Source organism: Planctomycetota bacterium, from assembly GCA_021414025.1.
In the GTDB taxonomy this organism is placed as follows: Bacteria; Planctomycetota; Phycisphaerae; order Phycisphaerales; family SM1A02; genus SYAC01.
In genome coordinates this window covers 534,169-550,242 of record JAIOPG010000002.1, presented here as the reverse complement: position 1 = coordinate 550,242, position 16,074 = coordinate 534,169, and the positions used below count along the sequence as shown (strand labels likewise).

Annotated in this window: 14 protein-coding genes and 1 tRNA gene; 3 read left to right on the top strand and 12 right to left on the bottom strand. The window is 65.3% G+C overall.

Annotated elements, in window-relative coordinates; all coding sequences use genetic code 11:
* The 9 genes from K8R92_03095 to guaB form a co-directional block, all read right to left on the bottom strand.
* Entirely contained in the window at positions 1-1,500 is a 1,500-nt protein-coding gene (locus K8R92_03095; GenBank protein ID MCE9618877.1) for a cytochrome b N-terminal domain-containing protein, read from the bottom strand.
* A complete protein-coding gene (locus K8R92_03090) occupies positions 1,501-2,031 on the bottom strand; it encodes a Rieske 2Fe-2S domain-containing protein (GenBank protein MCE9618876.1) in 531 nt (176 codons plus the stop codon).
* Positions 2,028-2,756, bottom strand: coding sequence for a cytochrome c (locus K8R92_03085; GenBank protein MCE9618875.1), 729 nt, complete (start codon positions 2,754-2,756; stop codon positions 2,028-2,030). The genes K8R92_03090 and K8R92_03085 overlap by 4 nt, the downstream gene beginning before the upstream one ends.
* Positions 2,753-3,577: a hypothetical protein gene (locus K8R92_03080; protein MCE9618874.1), complete on the bottom strand. Its 825-nt coding sequence runs from the start codon at positions 3,575-3,577 to the stop codon at positions 2,753-2,755. The genes K8R92_03085 and K8R92_03080 overlap by 4 nt, the downstream gene beginning before the upstream one ends.
* Positions 3,574-4,176, bottom strand: a complete 603-nt coding sequence (locus K8R92_03075) for a heme-copper oxidase subunit III (GenBank protein MCE9618873.1) — start codon at positions 4,174-4,176, stop codon at positions 3,574-3,576. Before K8R92_03075 ends, K8R92_03080 begins: the two co-directional genes overlap by 4 nt.
* A 54-nt stretch (positions 4,177-4,230) precedes the next feature.
* Positions 4,231-5,904, bottom strand: a complete 1,674-nt coding sequence (gene ctaD, locus K8R92_03070) for a cytochrome c oxidase subunit I (GenBank protein MCE9618872.1) — start codon at positions 5,902-5,904, stop codon at positions 4,231-4,233.
* A gap of 4 nt (positions 5,905-5,908) precedes the next feature.
* On the bottom strand, positions 5,909-6,952 hold the full coding sequence (coxB, locus tag K8R92_03065) for a cytochrome c oxidase subunit II (GenBank protein MCE9618871.1): 1,044 nt from the start codon (positions 6,950-6,952) through the stop codon (positions 5,909-5,911).
* Positions 6,953-7,037: 85 nt separating this feature from the next.
* Positions 7,038-7,123: transfer RNA gene (locus tag K8R92_03060), tRNA-Leu, on the bottom strand.
* A gap of 74 nt (positions 7,124-7,197) precedes the next feature.
* Complete coding sequence (gene guaB, locus K8R92_03055) at positions 7,198-8,679, bottom strand: IMP dehydrogenase (GenBank protein MCE9618870.1); 1,482 nt, start codon at positions 8,677-8,679, stop codon at positions 7,198-7,200.
* A gap of 114 nt (positions 8,680-8,793) precedes the next feature.
* Here guaB and K8R92_03050 point away from each other — a divergent pair, with 114 nt between their 5' ends.
* The 3 genes from K8R92_03050 to K8R92_03040 are packed head-to-tail and all read left to right on the top strand — an operon-like array spanning position 8,794 to position 13,403.
* Positions 8,794-9,933 carry a PilT/PilU family type 4a pilus ATPase gene (locus K8R92_03050; protein MCE9618869.1) on the top strand — a complete coding sequence of 380 codons (1,140 nt, stop codon included), beginning with the start codon at positions 8,794-8,796 and terminating at the stop codon, positions 9,931-9,933.
* A 12-nt stretch (positions 9,934-9,945) separates the two neighbouring features.
* Positions 9,946-11,724: a Flp pilus assembly complex ATPase component TadA gene (tadA, locus tag K8R92_03045; protein MCE9618868.1), complete on the top strand. Its 1,779-nt coding sequence runs from the start codon at positions 9,946-9,948 to the stop codon at positions 11,722-11,724.
* A gap of 2 nt (positions 11,725-11,726) precedes the next feature.
* A complete protein-coding gene (locus tag K8R92_03040) occupies positions 11,727-13,403 on the top strand; it encodes a hypothetical protein (protein ID MCE9618867.1) in 1,677 nt (558 codons plus the stop codon).
* A gap of 13 nt (positions 13,404-13,416) precedes the next feature.
* Here the strand turns inward: K8R92_03040 and accC are convergent, their stop codons facing one another.
* From accC to K8R92_03025, 3 genes are all read right to left on the bottom strand, one after another.
* Entirely contained in the window at positions 13,417-14,784 is a 1,368-nt protein-coding gene (accC, locus tag K8R92_03035; protein MCE9618866.1) for an acetyl-CoA carboxylase biotin carboxylase subunit, read from the bottom strand.
* A gap of 25 nt (positions 14,785-14,809) precedes the next feature.
* Positions 14,810-15,292, bottom strand: a complete 483-nt coding sequence (gene accB, locus K8R92_03030; protein MCE9618865.1) for an acetyl-CoA carboxylase biotin carboxyl carrier protein — start codon at positions 15,290-15,292, stop codon at positions 14,810-14,812.
* Between the two features lie 111 nt (positions 15,293-15,403).
* The gene (locus K8R92_03025) at positions 15,404-16,066 is read right to left on the bottom strand and encodes a hypothetical protein (GenBank protein ID MCE9618864.1); all 663 of its coding nucleotides are present in this window, start codon (positions 16,064-16,066) and stop codon (positions 15,404-15,406) included.
* Positions 16,067-16,074 lie beyond the last annotated feature (8 nt).

The following is a 16,074-nucleotide window of genomic DNA, read 5'->3' as shown; positions in this document are numbered from 1 at the left end:
CTACCGCCCCGCGTTCGAGAGGGTGGCGCGAGGCGCTTCGCCCGGCGAGGGCTGCACCTCCATCGCGCCGGGAATCACCGAGGCCGGCGCGCCGGAGCTGCGCAGAGTGGCCATGAAGGCAACCACCGCCGTGGTCTCGGCGCTGGAGAGATTCTTGCCGTAGGCGGGCATGTTGCCGCCGCCCTGCTGCACCTGGCGCACCAATTGATCCCAGGATTTGCGCGAGCCGATGTCGTCCAGGCTTGGTCCGCGCAGCCCCCCCGCCCCGCCCAGGCTGTGGCAGTTGCGGCACTGGCTGTGCTGCATTACCAGCGCGCCCTGCAGCTCAAGCGGCGTGCGCCCCGCGAGGTATTGCACCGGGGTGGGGAGGCTGGTCCACGCATCCATCACCGGACTCCAGGCGCTGACCACGCCCATCCAGGAGAGCGTTCCCAGCGCCGTCACCACCAGCACAAAACCCAGCACGGCGCCGGGTCGTTTGCTCGGCGCGCGTTCGCCGCGGTTGGAGATCAGCGGCAGTCCGAGCAGGAAGAGTCCCAACACCACCGGCGCGATCAGCAGCACCGCGGTCTCGATCTGCGGCGGCATCAGGGCCATGGCGGTGAAGATCCAGAGGAAGGCAAAGTCGGGGCGCGGATTCGCGTCGATCACCGTCGGATCGGGCACGCCGTTGGGTCCGACCGGGCCCAGCCACGCCGCGAGCACGCCCACCGCGATCAGCATCGCGCCGCAGAAAACCATGTCGCGCTGCGCCGCGTCGGGCATGAAGGGCACGCCGGTCTTGCGGACGCGTTCCTCGTATTCCTCCTTGTAGGTCTCGGGATCCACGACCATGCCCGGCTTGGGCATCTCGCTGATGCCGTTCTTCAGGATCAAGGCCATGTGCGCCCCGATGAGCGCGATCATCAGGCCGGGCAGCACGAAGACATGCAGCGCGAAGAAGCGGCTCAGCGTGGCGCCGCCGATGTAGGGGCCGCCGAGCATGAGATTGCGCAGCGAGTTGCCCATCAGCGGCACGCGGTCGACGATCGAGGCCCCGATGCCCAGTCCCCAGTAGGCGTCCTGGTCCCAGCGCATGATCTGCCCGGTGAAGGCCAGGGCCAGCGTGCCAAAGAGCAGCAGCACGCCCACCATCCACATCAGCTCGCGCGGAAACTTGAAGGAGGCGTGCAGGAAGACCTGGCTCATGTGGATGGCCACCATCAGCACCATGGCGTTGCTGCTCCACGCGTGAAGTGCACGCAGCATCCACCCGAAGGGCACCTGCTGATCGATGTTCTGCAGGCTCGAAAAGGCCTCGGCGGCGCTGGGCACATACAAGGTGGCGAGCAGGATGCCGGTCACCACCTGGATCATGAAGAACATCAGCGACGCGCTGCCGAAGACGTACCACCACTTGGCGTCGCGCGGCACGCGGTGGGTCACGATCGGCGCAACGAAGGCCGCCACGCCGGAGCGTGACTCGGTCCAGCCCAGGATGCGCTTGATCAAGCGGGCCATTCAGGCGCTTTCCTCCAGGCCCGGCAGGCGCCCGGCGTCGATGAACAGGCGGCCGTTTTCGATCTTCCACTTGTATTCAAAGAGCCCGCGCGGCGGCGGTCCGCTGGCGCGGCTGCCATCCTCGTAGTAGACGCCGCCGTGACATGGGCACATGAAAAGTTTGCTCTGCTGAAACCACTTCACCGGACAGCCGAGGTGGGCGCAGTTGACCGCGAAGACCTGAAACTGTTTCGGCTTGAAGGAGCGCACCCAGACCGCCTGTTCGGCGCTGGCGCCATCACTGGGCGAGGCGTTGGGATTGGTGAACTTGCCCAGGCGCGTCTCCCCCTCGGGAAAATTGCCGGTGTCGCCAAGATCGATCCAGGTGTTCTTGTACTTCTTCAGCGAAGGAGTGATGGCGTAACCGATCAGCGGAATCGCCGCGATGGCGCCGCCGATTCCCATCAAGCCGACGCCGATCTTCAGCAGGACGCCGCGGCGGGCGCTGGGCGGCGGCGTGGAGCCGGGGGAATGTGGACAATCGCAGCTCATGGTTGCTCCTGTGATTTCAGGCTCGTGGTGGAACGCAGAAACGCCGTGACATCGGAGACTTCCTGGGCGGACAGCTTTCGATCGGCAGGCTGGTTCGGAAAGGGACCGCTCCAGGCGGGCATGCCGCGCGCGGGCCGGCCAAAGATGATCGCGGAGCGCAGGCCCTGGTCGGTGATCAAGCGCAAATAATTGGGGTCGGTCACGCTGCCGGCGCTTGAGGCGGATTGGGATCCCGGCGCGCCGTGGCAGGATTGGCACATCGCGGCGTAGACGCCTCGCCCGCGCGACGCATCACCGGAGCTGGCCGACTTCACCGACCACGGAATGGAGAGTGCGACTCCGCCCTTGCCCCATGCTTCCATCAATCCATCGACGAATGCGGCGACCTGCTTGCTGTCCCAGTTGGCCAGCGAGCCCGGGCCCGAGCCAGGACAGAATCCTCCGCGCACACCGCTTGTCGTGATGGCGATGATCGACTCGCGGCCCACGCTGGCCAGATAGTTCGCGTCAGCCAGAGGCCGCGCGGCGCCATTGACGCCGTCGGCGCCATGACAGGCGGAGCAATTCTGCGCGTACTTGGCCAGCGCTGCCTGAGGCAGGGAAACCACTGCCGTTTCCGCCGGCTTGGTCGTGCCGATCCTGCCGCACGCGGCGAGGCTCGCGGACAAGGCGCAGGCCGATCCGGCGAGAGCCGCAGCCAGGGATTTTCGAAGGCGCGGCGTCATGGCTTCGTTTCCCTGTTCCCCTCGAGGTGGAACCGCTCCTGCAGCGACCACTTCTGCATGGTCGGCACCTTGGTCCAGCGACTGATCACGAATCCGCAGGTCACGCCGAAAGCCACCTGGCTGGCGATGAACCAGCGCCAGGAGACATGCTGCTCCAGCGCCGGATTGATGATGCCGATGCTGCCGTAAAGCACGCCGGTCCAGAGGATCGGGGCCACGACGCCGCCGAAGAGCACCGGTCGCCGCGGCGCAATCGGCAAGGCGATGGCATACACCAAGCCCACCAACACGCAGCCCACCAGATGAATCACCACCGCGGTGATGAACCAGTCCAGGTGGAACACTTTCAAGGCGTCGACGTTCGCCGCCTCGACCGAAGGCAGGAAAATTCCGGCGAGGAGATTGATCGGCATCCAGAAGCTGCCCGCCTTGAGCACGCCCCAGCCAATGGCGACCGCGGCCATCGCGATGCCGCCGATGAGCCCGCCGAGCACGCCCGATCGGTAGGGCTGGATCTCCTCGGGAAGCGAGACGCGCTCGCTGCGCGGATTCGCGTCGAAGCGCGGCGCCGGCTCCGGAATCTCGCTGCCGATGGGAAGCATCTCCAGGGCCTCGTTTGGAAACACAGTCCGGATCCAGCCGATGAAACCCACGATCATGCAGATCACTCCCACCAACATCACCATCGGGCTGGTGATCAACCCCGCGAAGAGCAGGGTCACGCCGAAGGCCGCGATCATCGGCGCCCCGGTGGACTCGGGAACGCCGCGCAGATAGGGCGCCTCGCGGCCGCGGATCTTTTCGTGGTCTCGCGCGCTCATGGCCGCATCCCCACGATGTAGACCGTCGTGAAGACGAAGATCCAGACCACGTCCACGAAGTGCCAGTACCAGCTGACCAGCTCGATGCGCATGTGGTCGCGCACCACGTTGATATGGCCGAGCATGGAGAGGATCAGGATCGAAGTGAGCATCAGCAGCCCGACCACCACGTGGAAGGCGTGGAAACCGACCAGGCTGTAGAAAGTGGTGCCGAAGAGGTTGGTCGAGATCGTCAGGTGCCGATCCTCAATCAGCCCCTTCCATTCCACGCCGGTGCCGTAGATGAAATATCCGCCGAGCAGGATTGTCAGCGCCATCCAGAACTTGAAGGCCCCCATTTCGTCGCGGGCCAGCTTCCGCAGCGCCGCGACCACCGTGAAGGAGCTGGCGATCAGCGCCGCCGAATTCACCAGCACGGGCTTGAGGTCCAGCACGTCGCGCGGCTGCGGGCCCGTCGAGCTCTTGCCGATGTAGAAGAGGTAGGCCACGATGAAGCCGGCGAAGAACCAGCTCTCCATGCCGATGAGGCAGATCATGCCCACCTTGCCGCGCGAGGGCATCGATGCGGGCGCGGAATGGGCCAGTGGCATGGAGCTCATGGCGTGGACTCGTGATGGATCATGGTTCGTATGTCGCTGCGCATGTCTTGGGTCCTACTCGTAGTTTGAATCGGGATCCTCCGGGTGCTTGCGGTCCCACAGCGGCCGCGCACTGGTGCAGGTTGGAATCTTGCGAAAATTCTCGCTCGGCGGCGGACTGGCCGTCTCCCACTCCAGCGTCCACGCGTCCCACGGGTCGGGACCCGCGACGCGCCCCGACTTGAGCGACTTGACGACGTTGATCACCAGCAGCAGCACGGCCGCGATCTGAAAGGGAACTCCGATGGTGGAGATCAGGTTCCAAATCTCGAAGCCGCGCCCCGGCTGGTAGGTGTAGACGCGCCGCGGCATGCCCAAGATCCCGCTCATGTGCATGGGCAGGAAGACCAGCGTCAGGCCGATCATCAGCAGCCAGAAGGTCCACTGCCCCATCGGCTCCGAGAGCATGCGCCCGAAGGCCTTGGGGAACCAGTAGAAGATCGCCGCGAAGACCGCCAGAATCGTGCCGCCGAAGAGCACGTAATGGAAGTGCCCGACTACGAAGTAGCTGTCGGACAATTGCCAGTCGAAGGGAACCACTGCGAGCATGATGCCGGTCAGCCCGCCGAAGAGGAACATCACCAGGAAGCCGGTGGCGAAGAGCATGGGCGTGTCGAAGCGGATCCGCCCCCCCCACATCGTGCCGATCCAGTTAAACATCTTCATGCCGGTGGGCACCGCGATCAGGAAGGTGCTCGCCGCGAAAAGCGAGTTGAGCCAGGGCGGCATGCCGATGACGAACATGTGGTGGGCCCAGACCCCCAGCGAGATGAAGGCGATGGACACGGTCGCCGCCACCATCAGCGGATAGCCGAAGATCACCTTGCGGCTGAAGACTGGAATGATCTCGCTGATGAAGCCGAAGGCGGGCAGCACCAGGATGTAGACCTCGGGATGGCCGAAGAACCAGAAGAGATGCTGCCAGAGGATCACGCTGCCCTCCTGCTGCGGATCGAAGAAGTGCGCCCCCAGGAAGCGGTCCAGCAGAAGCATCACCTGCGCCCCGGTCAGCACCGGCAGCGCCACCAGTACCAGAATGGCCACGGTGAGCATCAGCCAGACAAAGAGCGGCATGCGCATCATGGTCATGCCCGGACAGCGCATGCAGAGAATCGTGGCGATGAAATTGATCGCGGTCGTCATGCTGCCGAAGCCGCTCACCATGATGCCCAGAATCCAGTAGTCGGTCGCGTGTCCGACGCTGAAGGCCTTGCTGGTCAGCGGCGAGTAGGCGAACCACCCGGTGTCCGGCGCGCCGCCCAGTCCATACAAACCGTCGCCGCCGATCCATGAGTAGTAGAGAAGGATGCCGCCGAAGACGAAGAGCCAGAGGCCAAAGGCGTTGAGCCGCGGGAAGGCCATGTCGCGGGCGCCGATCATCAGCGGAATCAGGTAGTTCCCGAAGCCCAGCAGCACCGGCATGCCCACCAGGAAGACCATGGTGGTGCCATGCATGGTGAACATCTGGTTGAAGCCCTGGGGCGTCAGAACATCGTTGAGCGGTGCGATCAACTGCAGTCGCATCAGCGTGGCCTCGAGGCCGGCGATGACGAAAAAGATCAGCCCCGCGGCGATGTACATGATGCCCAGCCGCTTGTGATCCACGGAGACCGCCCAGCCGTGCAGCCGCTCGCCCAAGCCCATGCGCGGGTCGCTCGTTGAATGGATGGGGGCGGGGACGGTGGTCATGGCTTCAACGGAGCGTCAGCAGGTAGGAGGTCACGGCGTCGAGCTCCTGCGGATCCAACTGCAGGCTGGGCATGTTGCAGCCCGGCTTGAGAATCTGCGGATCGGCGATCCACGCCTTCAGCGTCGCGGCGTCCAGCGGCGCGACCCCCGAGGCGATGGTCTGTCGGCTCATCAAGTGAGTGAGATCCGGCGCGAACTGCCCGTCGGAGACTCCCTTCACGGTGTGGCAATTGGAGCAGGCGAACTCCTGGAAAATCTCGCGCCCCTCGGCGACGGTGGTGTCATGAACCGTGGGCGCCGCCTGAGCTCGAAGCCACGCGTCGAACTCCTCAGGCTGCGTCGCGACGACGCGCAGCAGCATGCCCGCGTGCTGGTTGCCGCAATACTCGGCGCACTGGCCCAGATAGATCCCCTCGTTCTCCGCGTTGAACCAGGTGTGGTTGGTGTGGTTGGGCAGCAGGTCGGTCTTGCCGGTGAGCGCGGGCACCCACCAGGAGTGGATCACATCCGCGCTTTCCAGGCGGACCCACACCGGCCGGTTCACCGGAACGTGCATCTCGTTGGCCACGATGACCTCGCCGCCGGTTCCGTCGGGATCGGGATAACGGTATTCCCACCACCATTGATGGCCGATCGCCACCACGTGCAGGGCATCCGCGGGGGGTTGGGTCAACTCGATCGAGCGGATGGTCCGCACCGTGGTGAGCGTCAGCACGAAGACGATCAGCAGCGGAATGATGGTCCAGGCAATTTCCACCGGGTTGCTGCCGTAGACCTGTCGCGGCTCGTCCTTGGTCTTGTCGTCGCGGCGACGCCGATACTTGACGACGCCGTAGAAGATCATGCCCTCCACCAGCACGAAGAGTCCGGCGCAGATGCCCAGCACCAGCCAGGAGAGCTCGCGGATCAGCCGCGCGGGCGGGCTGTGCGGATCGAGAATGCTTGGCAGCACCACATTGCCCGGCTCCCCGGTGGTGTTGGGCAAATCTCCGCCGGTGGTGGCGCAAATTTCAGGAAGCGCCCCGAAGGCAGCGCCGGCGATCGCCATCGCCATCAACATCATGACCAGTCGCATGCCCGCCGGACGAGTTGTGCAAGCGGATCGTTTGATCACGCTTGGCAGCATACAAAAATGCCGGAGACAGGAATCGAACCTGCACGCCCCGCGAGGGGCAATGGATTTTGAGTCCATCGCGTCTGCCAATTCCGCCACACCGGCAAGGTGTTTCCATCACTTTCGTTCGCGCCCAACCAAGCCCGCCCGCGCCGCTGCGCGCGGGAGAGTCGTCAAGTTTAATCAAGTCCGCCAAATGATCCAGCAGAGTAGTTGGGGCTTTCCTTGGTGATCTGAATGGAGTGCGGATGGCTCTCCAGCAGGCTGGCCGAGGAGATCTTCACGAAGCGGGCCTCCTTGCGAAGCTGATCGAGCGTCTGGCAGCCGCAATAGCCCATCGCGGCGCGGACGCCGCCGACGATCTGGTAGGTGAAGTCCGCCAGCGAGCCGCGATAGGGCACGCGGCCCTCCACGCCCTCGGGGACCAGCTTGCGGCTGTCCATGATGGAGCCCTGGCCGTAGCGGTCGGCGCTTCCGGCGATCATGGCGCCTTCGCTGCCCATGCCGCGGTAGCTCTTGAAGCGCCGCCCGCGGTGCAGCACGAGTTCGCCCGGGCTCTCATCGAGTCCGGCGAACAATCCGCCCAGCATGACCGCCGAGGCTCCGGCCGCGATCGCCTTGGCCACGTCGCCCGACTGGCGGATGCCGCCGTCGGCGATGACCGGGACCTTGCCGGCGCCATGCACGCTCTCCATGATCGCGCTGATCTGCGGCACGCCCACGCCGGTGACGATCCGAGTGGTGCAGATCGAGCCGGGGCCGATGCCCACCTTGATGGCGTCGCATCCCGCGTCGACCAGGGCCTTGGCGCCGTCGCTGGTGCCCACGTTGCCCGCCACCACCTCGATCTTGAAGCGCTTCTTCAGCTCCTTCACGGTCTCAATCACGTTCTTGCTGTGTCCATGCGCGGTGTCCACCACCAGCAGGTCCACATCGGCCGCCAGCAGCGCCTCGGCACGGTCGTACTGGGCCACGCCGATCGACGCGCCCACGCGCAGACGTCCGCGCGAATCTCGGCAGGCGGCCGCGTGCTTGGAGAAGTTCTCCAGGTCGCGCATCGTGATCAGGCCGGCCAGGCATCCCTTGGCGTCCACCAGCAGCAGCTTCTCCACGCGTCGCTCCACCATCAGGCGCTCGGCGTTGGCGGGCGTGATGTCGGCCGGGGCCGTCACCAGGTTGCCGCGGGTCATGACTTCTCCCACCTTGTGGCCGTCGGGGGAGTCGAGGAACTTCATGTCGCGGCGGGTGAGGATGCCGACCACCTTGCCGCGGCTCTTGCCATCTTCGGTCACCGGGAATCCGCTGACCCCCTGCTCGCTCATGAGCCGCTTGGCCTTGGCCATCATGTCGTCGGGGGAGAGCACCACCGGGTCGGCGATCACGCCGTTCTCGCTGCGCTTCACGCGGGCGACCTCGCGGGCCTGCCGCTCCGGCGTCATGTTGCGGTGGATGACGCCGAGCCCGCCCTCCTGGGCCAGGGCGATCGCCAGCAGCGCCTCGGTGACGGTGTCCATGGGCGCGGAAACGATCGGAACGCGGAGCTCGATTTTCGGCGTCAGCCGCGTGCGCGTGTCCACCCGGTCGGGGGTCACCTCGCTGTAGCGGGGAACAAGAAGCACATCGTCGAAAGTGAGCCCTTCGAGGGAAATGCGGTCTGCCATTGGTGGACGATCCCTTCCCCATGGCCGGAAGTCAAGAGGCCCCGCCCGACATTTGCCGGAGGCTCCACCACCCCGGCTTCCCCTGTTACTCTTAGACCCTCTTTGGAGAAACGCATGTCAGGCCCCGCCACCGAAACCAACGCGAATCCTGTCCACCATGACGCGGGAACCTCCCCCGGCGAGGGCAAGAAGATCTGGGACAGCTGGCTCAAGGCCATCATCGCGATCAACGGAAGCGATCTCATCATCAAGAGCGGCTCGGCGCCGCGCATCCGCCACAAGGGCCAGCTGCAGGCGCTGAAGTCGCCGGTGGTGAACCCCGCCGACCTCTTCCAGATGGCCAAGGACGTCCTCGACGAGGCGCAGTACGCGATCTTCTGCAAGAAGGGCCAGATCGACTTCGCCTACGACTACGACCCGAAGAGCCGATTCCGCGTGAATCTCTTCATGGCCCGCGGCAACCCCAGCGTGGCCGCGCGACTGATCTCCAGCAAGATCCGCCGCTTCGAGGAGCTCTACCTGCCGCCGATCCTGGGCGAAATTTCGCTGGTGGCCCAGGGGCTGATCCTGCTTTCGGGCGTGACCGGCTCCGGCAAGAGCACCACCATCGCTGCCATGCTGCAGTATGTGAACGAGCGCAAGAAGGTGCACATCGTCACGCTCGAGGATCCCATCGAGTATGTCTTCACCGACGACAAGGCGATGATCAACCAGCGTGAGGTGGGCATTGATTGCGCCTCCTTCAACGAGGCCCTTCGCGCCCTGGTGCGCGAAAATCCCGACGTCGTGCTGGTCGGCGAAATGCGCGACCACGAGACCTTCGAGGCGGCGATTCGCGCCGCCGAAACCGGCCACCTGGTCTTTGGAACCATCCATGCCTCCAGCGCCTGGCAGACCTTCGGCCGCATCTACGACCTCTTCCCCGAGCAGGAGCGCGACCAGATCCGCAAGCTGCTGGCCTTCAATCTTCGGGCGATCATCTACCAGAAGCTGCTGCCCACGCTGCACGAGAACATCGCGCGCCTGCCGGCGCTGGAAATCCTGATCAACACCCCGGTCGTGCAGAAGTACATCCTCGAGGCCCGCGAAGGCGAGCTGCTGGAGATCATGAAGCAGAGCGTCTCCGAGGGCATGTGCGACTTCACCACCAGCCTGGTGAAACTGGTCGAAACCGAAATGGTGCACACCAAGGTCGCGCTCGAAGCCACGCCCAAGCCGGAAGAGTTGAAGATGCGGTTGAAGGGGATTTCGTAGCGCGGCGAGACCATGACGTTCCTCCTTGCCCAAAATGTCTCCAGCGAGTTCCTGCTCGACCCCGTCAAGCCGGTGGTGGTCTTCGTGACGGCGCTGCTGGCCTCGGCACTGGTCTCCCGGCTGGTGACCGACATCCGCCTCTGCGGACTGCCGGCCCCCAAGTGGCACGGCATCCTGATCGGCGGCTTGGTCGCGGGATTCCTCGCGGGCATCCTGGTGCCGACCATCTGGATCAGCTGGCCGGTGCAGGTGCTGCTGACCGCGGGCCCGCTCTGCCTCTACTGGAAAACCCGCAACGCGATGGTGCCGGAGAAGCTGAAGTTCATCATCGGCGGCGACAAGGTCCGCGCCTTCTTCCAGAAGCGCGGCACCGTCAAGTCGCTGGCCGGGGCGCAACTCTCCTTTAAGGACGCCAACAAGAAGGACCGGCCCAATCCCGGCAAGAACGACCCGGTCTTGCCCGCCTTCCAGGCGGCGGACAAGCTGCTGGGCATCGCGGTCCAGCGCCGCGCAACCCGCGTGGACCTGGTGGTGAAGCCCGACGGCGCCGTCGCCGCGGTCACCGTGGACGGCATCCGTGGCAAAGTCGACGCGCCGACGCCGGAAGTCTCGATGGCGATGATCGACTTCCTCAAGGATCTCTGCGGGCTCGATGTCAAGGAGCGCCGCAAGCGGCAGACCGGCGCCTGCTGGGCCGTCGAAGGGGAACGGCTGATCCCGCTCTCGCTCTCGATCGCCGGCTCCTCCGCGGGGCAGCAGCTGCGCATCGACCTGGATCGCGTGAAGAACATGACCCGGACCATTCCGCAGGTCGGCTTCCTGCCGGCTCAGGAGAAGGCGATCCAGGCGATCATGGATCCGATCGATCGCGGCGGCGTCGTGCTGGTCAGCGCACCGCCCGGGTTCGGCCTCACCTCCACCTGCCTCGCCCTGCTCTCCGGCCACGACGCCTTCACCGCGGCGGTCAAGACCCTCGAGAAAAACCTGGTGCTGCGCCTGGACGGCGTGGATCACCAGACCTGGGCCTCCACGCAGGGCGGCGTCGACTACCCCACCCATCTGCAGTCGATCATCCGGCGCAGCCCCGACGTGGTCTACGTCGAGGACCTCTCCGAAGTCGGCGTGGGCAAGCTCATCGCGGCGCCGAGCAACAACGACATGCGCTTCTACGTGGCGATCCCGGTGGATGGCGTGGCCGCTGCGATCACCGAATGGTTCAAGGCGGTGGGCGACGTCAAGATGGCCGCCGCCCCTCTGCGGATGGTGGTCGCACAGAAACTCTGCCGCAAGCTCTGCTCCGCCTGCCGCGTGCCCTACCAGCCCTCGCCCGAGCAGGCCAAAAAGCTGGGCATCGCCGCGGGCAAGCAGGTGGAATTGTTCAAGGCCAGCGGCAAGGTGCAGGCCAAGAGCAAGGTCATCGACTGCCCGATGTGCAACGGCACCGGGTACTCGGGCCAGATCGTGATCAGTGAAGTCCTGATCATCGATCCGGAGGCGCGCGAGTTCCTCTCCAAGGGCGACCTGAAGAGCGCCTACAACTCCTCGCGCATGAAGCACAAGCTGCCCGGCATGCAGGAGGCCGCGCTGCTGCGGGTGCGCGACGGCACCACCAGCCTTGAAGAAGCCGTCCGCCTGCTCGCGCCCGCCGCGGCCAAGCCCGCGGCGCCTGCTTCGACCGCTGCCAAGCCATCATCGCCGCCAAGCGCAGGCAAACCCGCATCACCCACCAGCGGCGCCAAACCGGCGACCCCGCCCAGCGGTGCGAAGCCGCCCACGAAGCCCAAGGCATAGACATGATCCTCTCCGTCCTCGTCGCACTGCTTGTTCTGCTGATCGCCTACTGGTGGTCCAACCAGGGGGTCTTCGACGCCTTCATCCATTTCGTCTGCGTGGTGATCGCCGGAGCGCTGGCTTTTGCGCTCTGGGAGCCAGTCACCGTCGGCTTCCTGCTCAAGGGCGGCGGCTTCGACGCCTATGCCTGGGGCGTCAGCCTGGGCGGCATCTTCCTGGTCGCGCTCTTCGGTCTCCGCTTTGTCTTTGACTCGCTCACCCCCAAGCGGCCGAAGCTGCCGCGCTGGGCGAACCTCTCCTTCGGCGGCGTGCTCGGTCTGCTCAGCGGAACGCTGACCATGGGCATCACGCTGATCGCCGTCGGTCATCTCTCCACCACGACCGAACTGCTGGGCTACTACGGCTGGGTGCGCTCGCCGGAATCGCAGGGACGGCCCATGCAATCCGATCCCAACTCGCCGCCCTCGCTGGCCATGGCCTTCACCCAGGGGTTCTACGACTTCCTCTCGCTCGGCAGCTTCTCGCCGCTCATGGGCGATGCCACGCTCGCCTCCCACCGGCCGGGCATCGCCGCCGATGGCGGCAGCCTCTTCCGCGATTCGCTGCGCGGCGGCAAGGGCAACTCCACGCTCTCGCCGACGGGGTTCGCCTTCACCGGCGCCTATTTCGACCCGAAGTACGTCCTGCGCGACGGCACGGTGGGCGCCTACGCGGTGCTGCTCTCCTTCAAGCCCGAGTCCTTCGATCACGAGGGCTCCTTCAGCCTCTCCGCCTCGCAGGCCAGGCTCATCGCGCCGACCGCGGAGGGCGCCATCGCCGAGTTTCCGATTGAATTCAGCCAGGAGAAGAAGACCGATGCGGGCCGCTCCATGATCCGCTACGAGTTCAAGACGGACTCCAGCTACGCCACGCTCGAGGACGGCAAGGCCGAGGGCTCGATCTGCCTGGTCTTCCCCGCCAAGCCCTTCCTCAGCGCCAACCCGCCGGTCAAGCCGACGATGCTCTCCATCAAGGGGCTGCGCATCGCCCTGCCCAAGTTGGATCCCGACGCGCTGGCTTTGGGCCGCGCCGTCGAGAACGCCGGCGCCAGCGTCCAGATTCCCCCCGACGAAACCGCCCCCGCCATTCCCGCCGACGAGCTCGAGATGAACTCCTCGATCAGCGGCATGCTGCTGAGCAAGAACGGCCTGCCCGGCACGCTGCAGGAGGCCAACGGCTCCATCTTCACCGGCGCCGCGACCCACGTCACCAAGAACGCGCTGGCCAAGGGCGACGTGCGCAGCATCGCCCAGGACCAGGGCCAGAAGATCGTCAAGCTCAAGATCTCCAAGGACAGCGTGGCCGATCTCTACAACGTCGACAAGACCCGCAAGGTCGCCCAGAAGGTCGGCATGGGCGGCGTGCCGATGCTGGTGGACACCAAGGGAAATCTCTACGAGCCCTTCGGCTACATCTGGGTCAACACGCTCAACGACGAATGGGAGATCTACCTGGAGCCGCCCAACGACGGCTTCACGGTCAAGCAGTTCCTGCGCGGCGAGAATTCCGGCTACATCGACGTGCTCTATCGGCTGCCGCTGGGCGTGGAGATCTCGATGGCGATCCTGCGCGACCCCAAGCAGCCGCTGACCAGCGCCAAGGTGCTGGGCACGGCGAGCCTGAAAATCGAAGGCAAGTAAGCGCGCTCGCGGCTCAGGGCGCCGCGGTCTCGGCGGCGCTGGACTTCAGCCAGCGCTCGACCCAGTGGATGTCGAAGTTCGCCCTCTGAAAATCCGTGTTGTCCATGATGCGCTGGTGCAGCGCAATCGTGGTCCGCAGCGGCCCGATCTTGAACTCCTTCAGCGCCTGCCGCATGCGGGCGATCGCCGCGTCGCGCGACGGCCCGTGCACGATCAGCTTGCCGATCATCGAGTCGTAGTTGGAGGGAATGCGGTAGCCGGCGCGGGCGTGGGAGTCCAGGCGCACGCCGGGTCCGCCGGGGGCTTCAAAGGTCTCGATCAATCCCGCCTGCGGCATGAAGTTGCGGTCGGGGTCCTCGGCGTTGATGCGGACCTCGATGGCGTGCCCGTTCACCTTGATGTCCTTCTGCTTGAAGGGCAGCGGCTCGCCGGCGGCCACGCGGATCTGCGTCTGCACGATGTCGACGCCGGTGATCATCTCGGTCACGGGATGCTCGACCTGCACGCGGGTGTTGACTTCGAGCATGTAGAAGTCCTGCTTGCGGTCCATCAGGAACTCGACCGTGGCGGCGCCGCTGTATTCCGCCTTGCGGATCAGGGCCGCGGCGCTCTCGCACACCTGCATGCGCTTGACCGGATCCACGCCGGGGCTCGGCGCCTCCTCGACCAGCTTCTGGTGGCGGCGCTGGCTTGAGCAGTCGCGCTCGAAGAGATGCACCGCGTTGCCGTGGGAGTCGCCGATGGTCTGCACCTCGAAGTGACGGGCGTTCTCCAGGTACTTCTCCACGTAGACCGTGCCGTTGCCGAAGGAGGCCAGGGCCTCCTGCCGCGCCTTCTCCACGTTCTCGCGCAGCTCGGTCTCGCTCCGGGCCACGCGCATGCCGCGCCCGCCGCCGCCGGCGCTGGCCTTGATGATGACCGGGTAGCCGATGTCGTTGGCGACCTTCACGGCCTCCTCAAGATCCTCGATGCCACCCTCGGTGCCGGGGAAGACCGGCGTGCCCGCCAATCGGGCCAGCCGCTTGCAGTTCACCTTGTCGCCCAGGCGGCTCATCGCCTCGGGGCTGGGGCCGATGAAGGTGATGTTGCAGTCGCGGCAGACCTCGGCGAAGTGCGCGTTCTCGGAGAGGAAACCGTAGCCGGGATGGATGGCGTCGGCGCCGGTGACCTCGGCCGCGGCAATCAGCCGCTCGATGCGCAGGTAGCTCTCCTTGCTGGCCGCGGGACCGATGCAGACCGCCGCGTCGGCCTGGGCGATCCAGGCCCCCTCGCGGTCAGCCACGCTGTAGACGCACACCGGGCTCACGCCCAGCTCGCGGCAGGCGCGGATCACGCGGAGCGCGATCTCACCTCGATTGGCGATCAGGATTCTTTTGAACATGGGGACTCGAACTCCGCGGCTCGACTCAGGATGGCCGGACCAGGAAAAGGGTCTGGCCGAACTCGACGGGATCGCCGCTCTTCACGAGAATCTTCTCGATGGTGCCGCTCACGCCGGCGTTGATCTCGTTGAAGATCTTCATGGCCTCCACCAGGCAGACCACGGAGTTGGGGCCGACGCTGCCGCCGATGGAGATGAAGGCGGGCTTGTCCGGCGAGGCGGAGGCGTAGAAGGTGCCCACCATCGGGCTTTCGATCTTGACCAGACCCACGGTGTCGTCCGCCACGTGAGCCTTGGCCGGAGCCGGAGCGGAAGCCGCGACCGATTGCACCGCGGAAGCCGCCATCGCCGGGGGGATATGAGCAGGAGCGTGGAGAATCTGCGGTGCGGCATGGGTGTTGGGGCGCCGGATCGTGACCTGCTCATCCTTGTCCCGAAGGTCGAGCTCCAGAAGCTCGTTGGCGGTCATCAAACGAATGAGTTCTTTGAGTTTGCGTATATCGATCATCGAGTCGCCCCTGTGAAAGTCGAACTGGGTTGAATTGGAGAATTGTAACGAAAAGAAAGCGAACTTGCAGGGATCATGCCCCCATCGTGCAAAGTTCTGCAAACTCAATGTTTAGCGAGGGCTTCGAAGGGCGAGTGGCGGCGAGAGAATCTCGGCCATGATGATGCCCTGCCGCATGCTTCGCGCCGTCCACTTTCGGTTGCGGCCGGCGGGACGGTTAGATGCCGTGATCGACCCGATCTTCTGGCTCATGCGGCTGGCGATCAACGAATCGATGGCGCTGATCGGCTTCGTGTCCGGTTCGTGGACTGCGGAGTGCGGAGTCGCCTGAGGCGCTTCCCTTTGGGAATAGGTCACGCCGATCGGCGCCTGGCTGGCGCGCTTGACCTTGCCCGGCACCTTGACCGGCTTGGGTTGCGATGCGGCCCGCGCGGCAGCGGTCGCTGCTGCGAGGGTTGCGTTGATCTGCGCCTGGGCCTTGCTTGCAATCTGCGATGTGTTCGCCGACTTCAAGATCGTCTGGATGAGTTCACCGGAATCGGCCTGCTCGCTGGCCTCTTGCAGCGCCTTGGCGGTTCGGGCCCACCAAGTGGGCTGAGGTTCGCCGGACGCCGTGGTCGCGGCGGACACTGCCTTTGAAGCGGACACTTCCGGCTTGCGGGCAGGTCCATCCTCCGAAGCGCTCAAGGTGGCCTTGGTCTTGGTGGCGGCAAACTTGCGGATCAGAAAATTGACCACGCCAAGCACCGCAAGAATGATCAGCGTGTTGGACATGGTGGCAT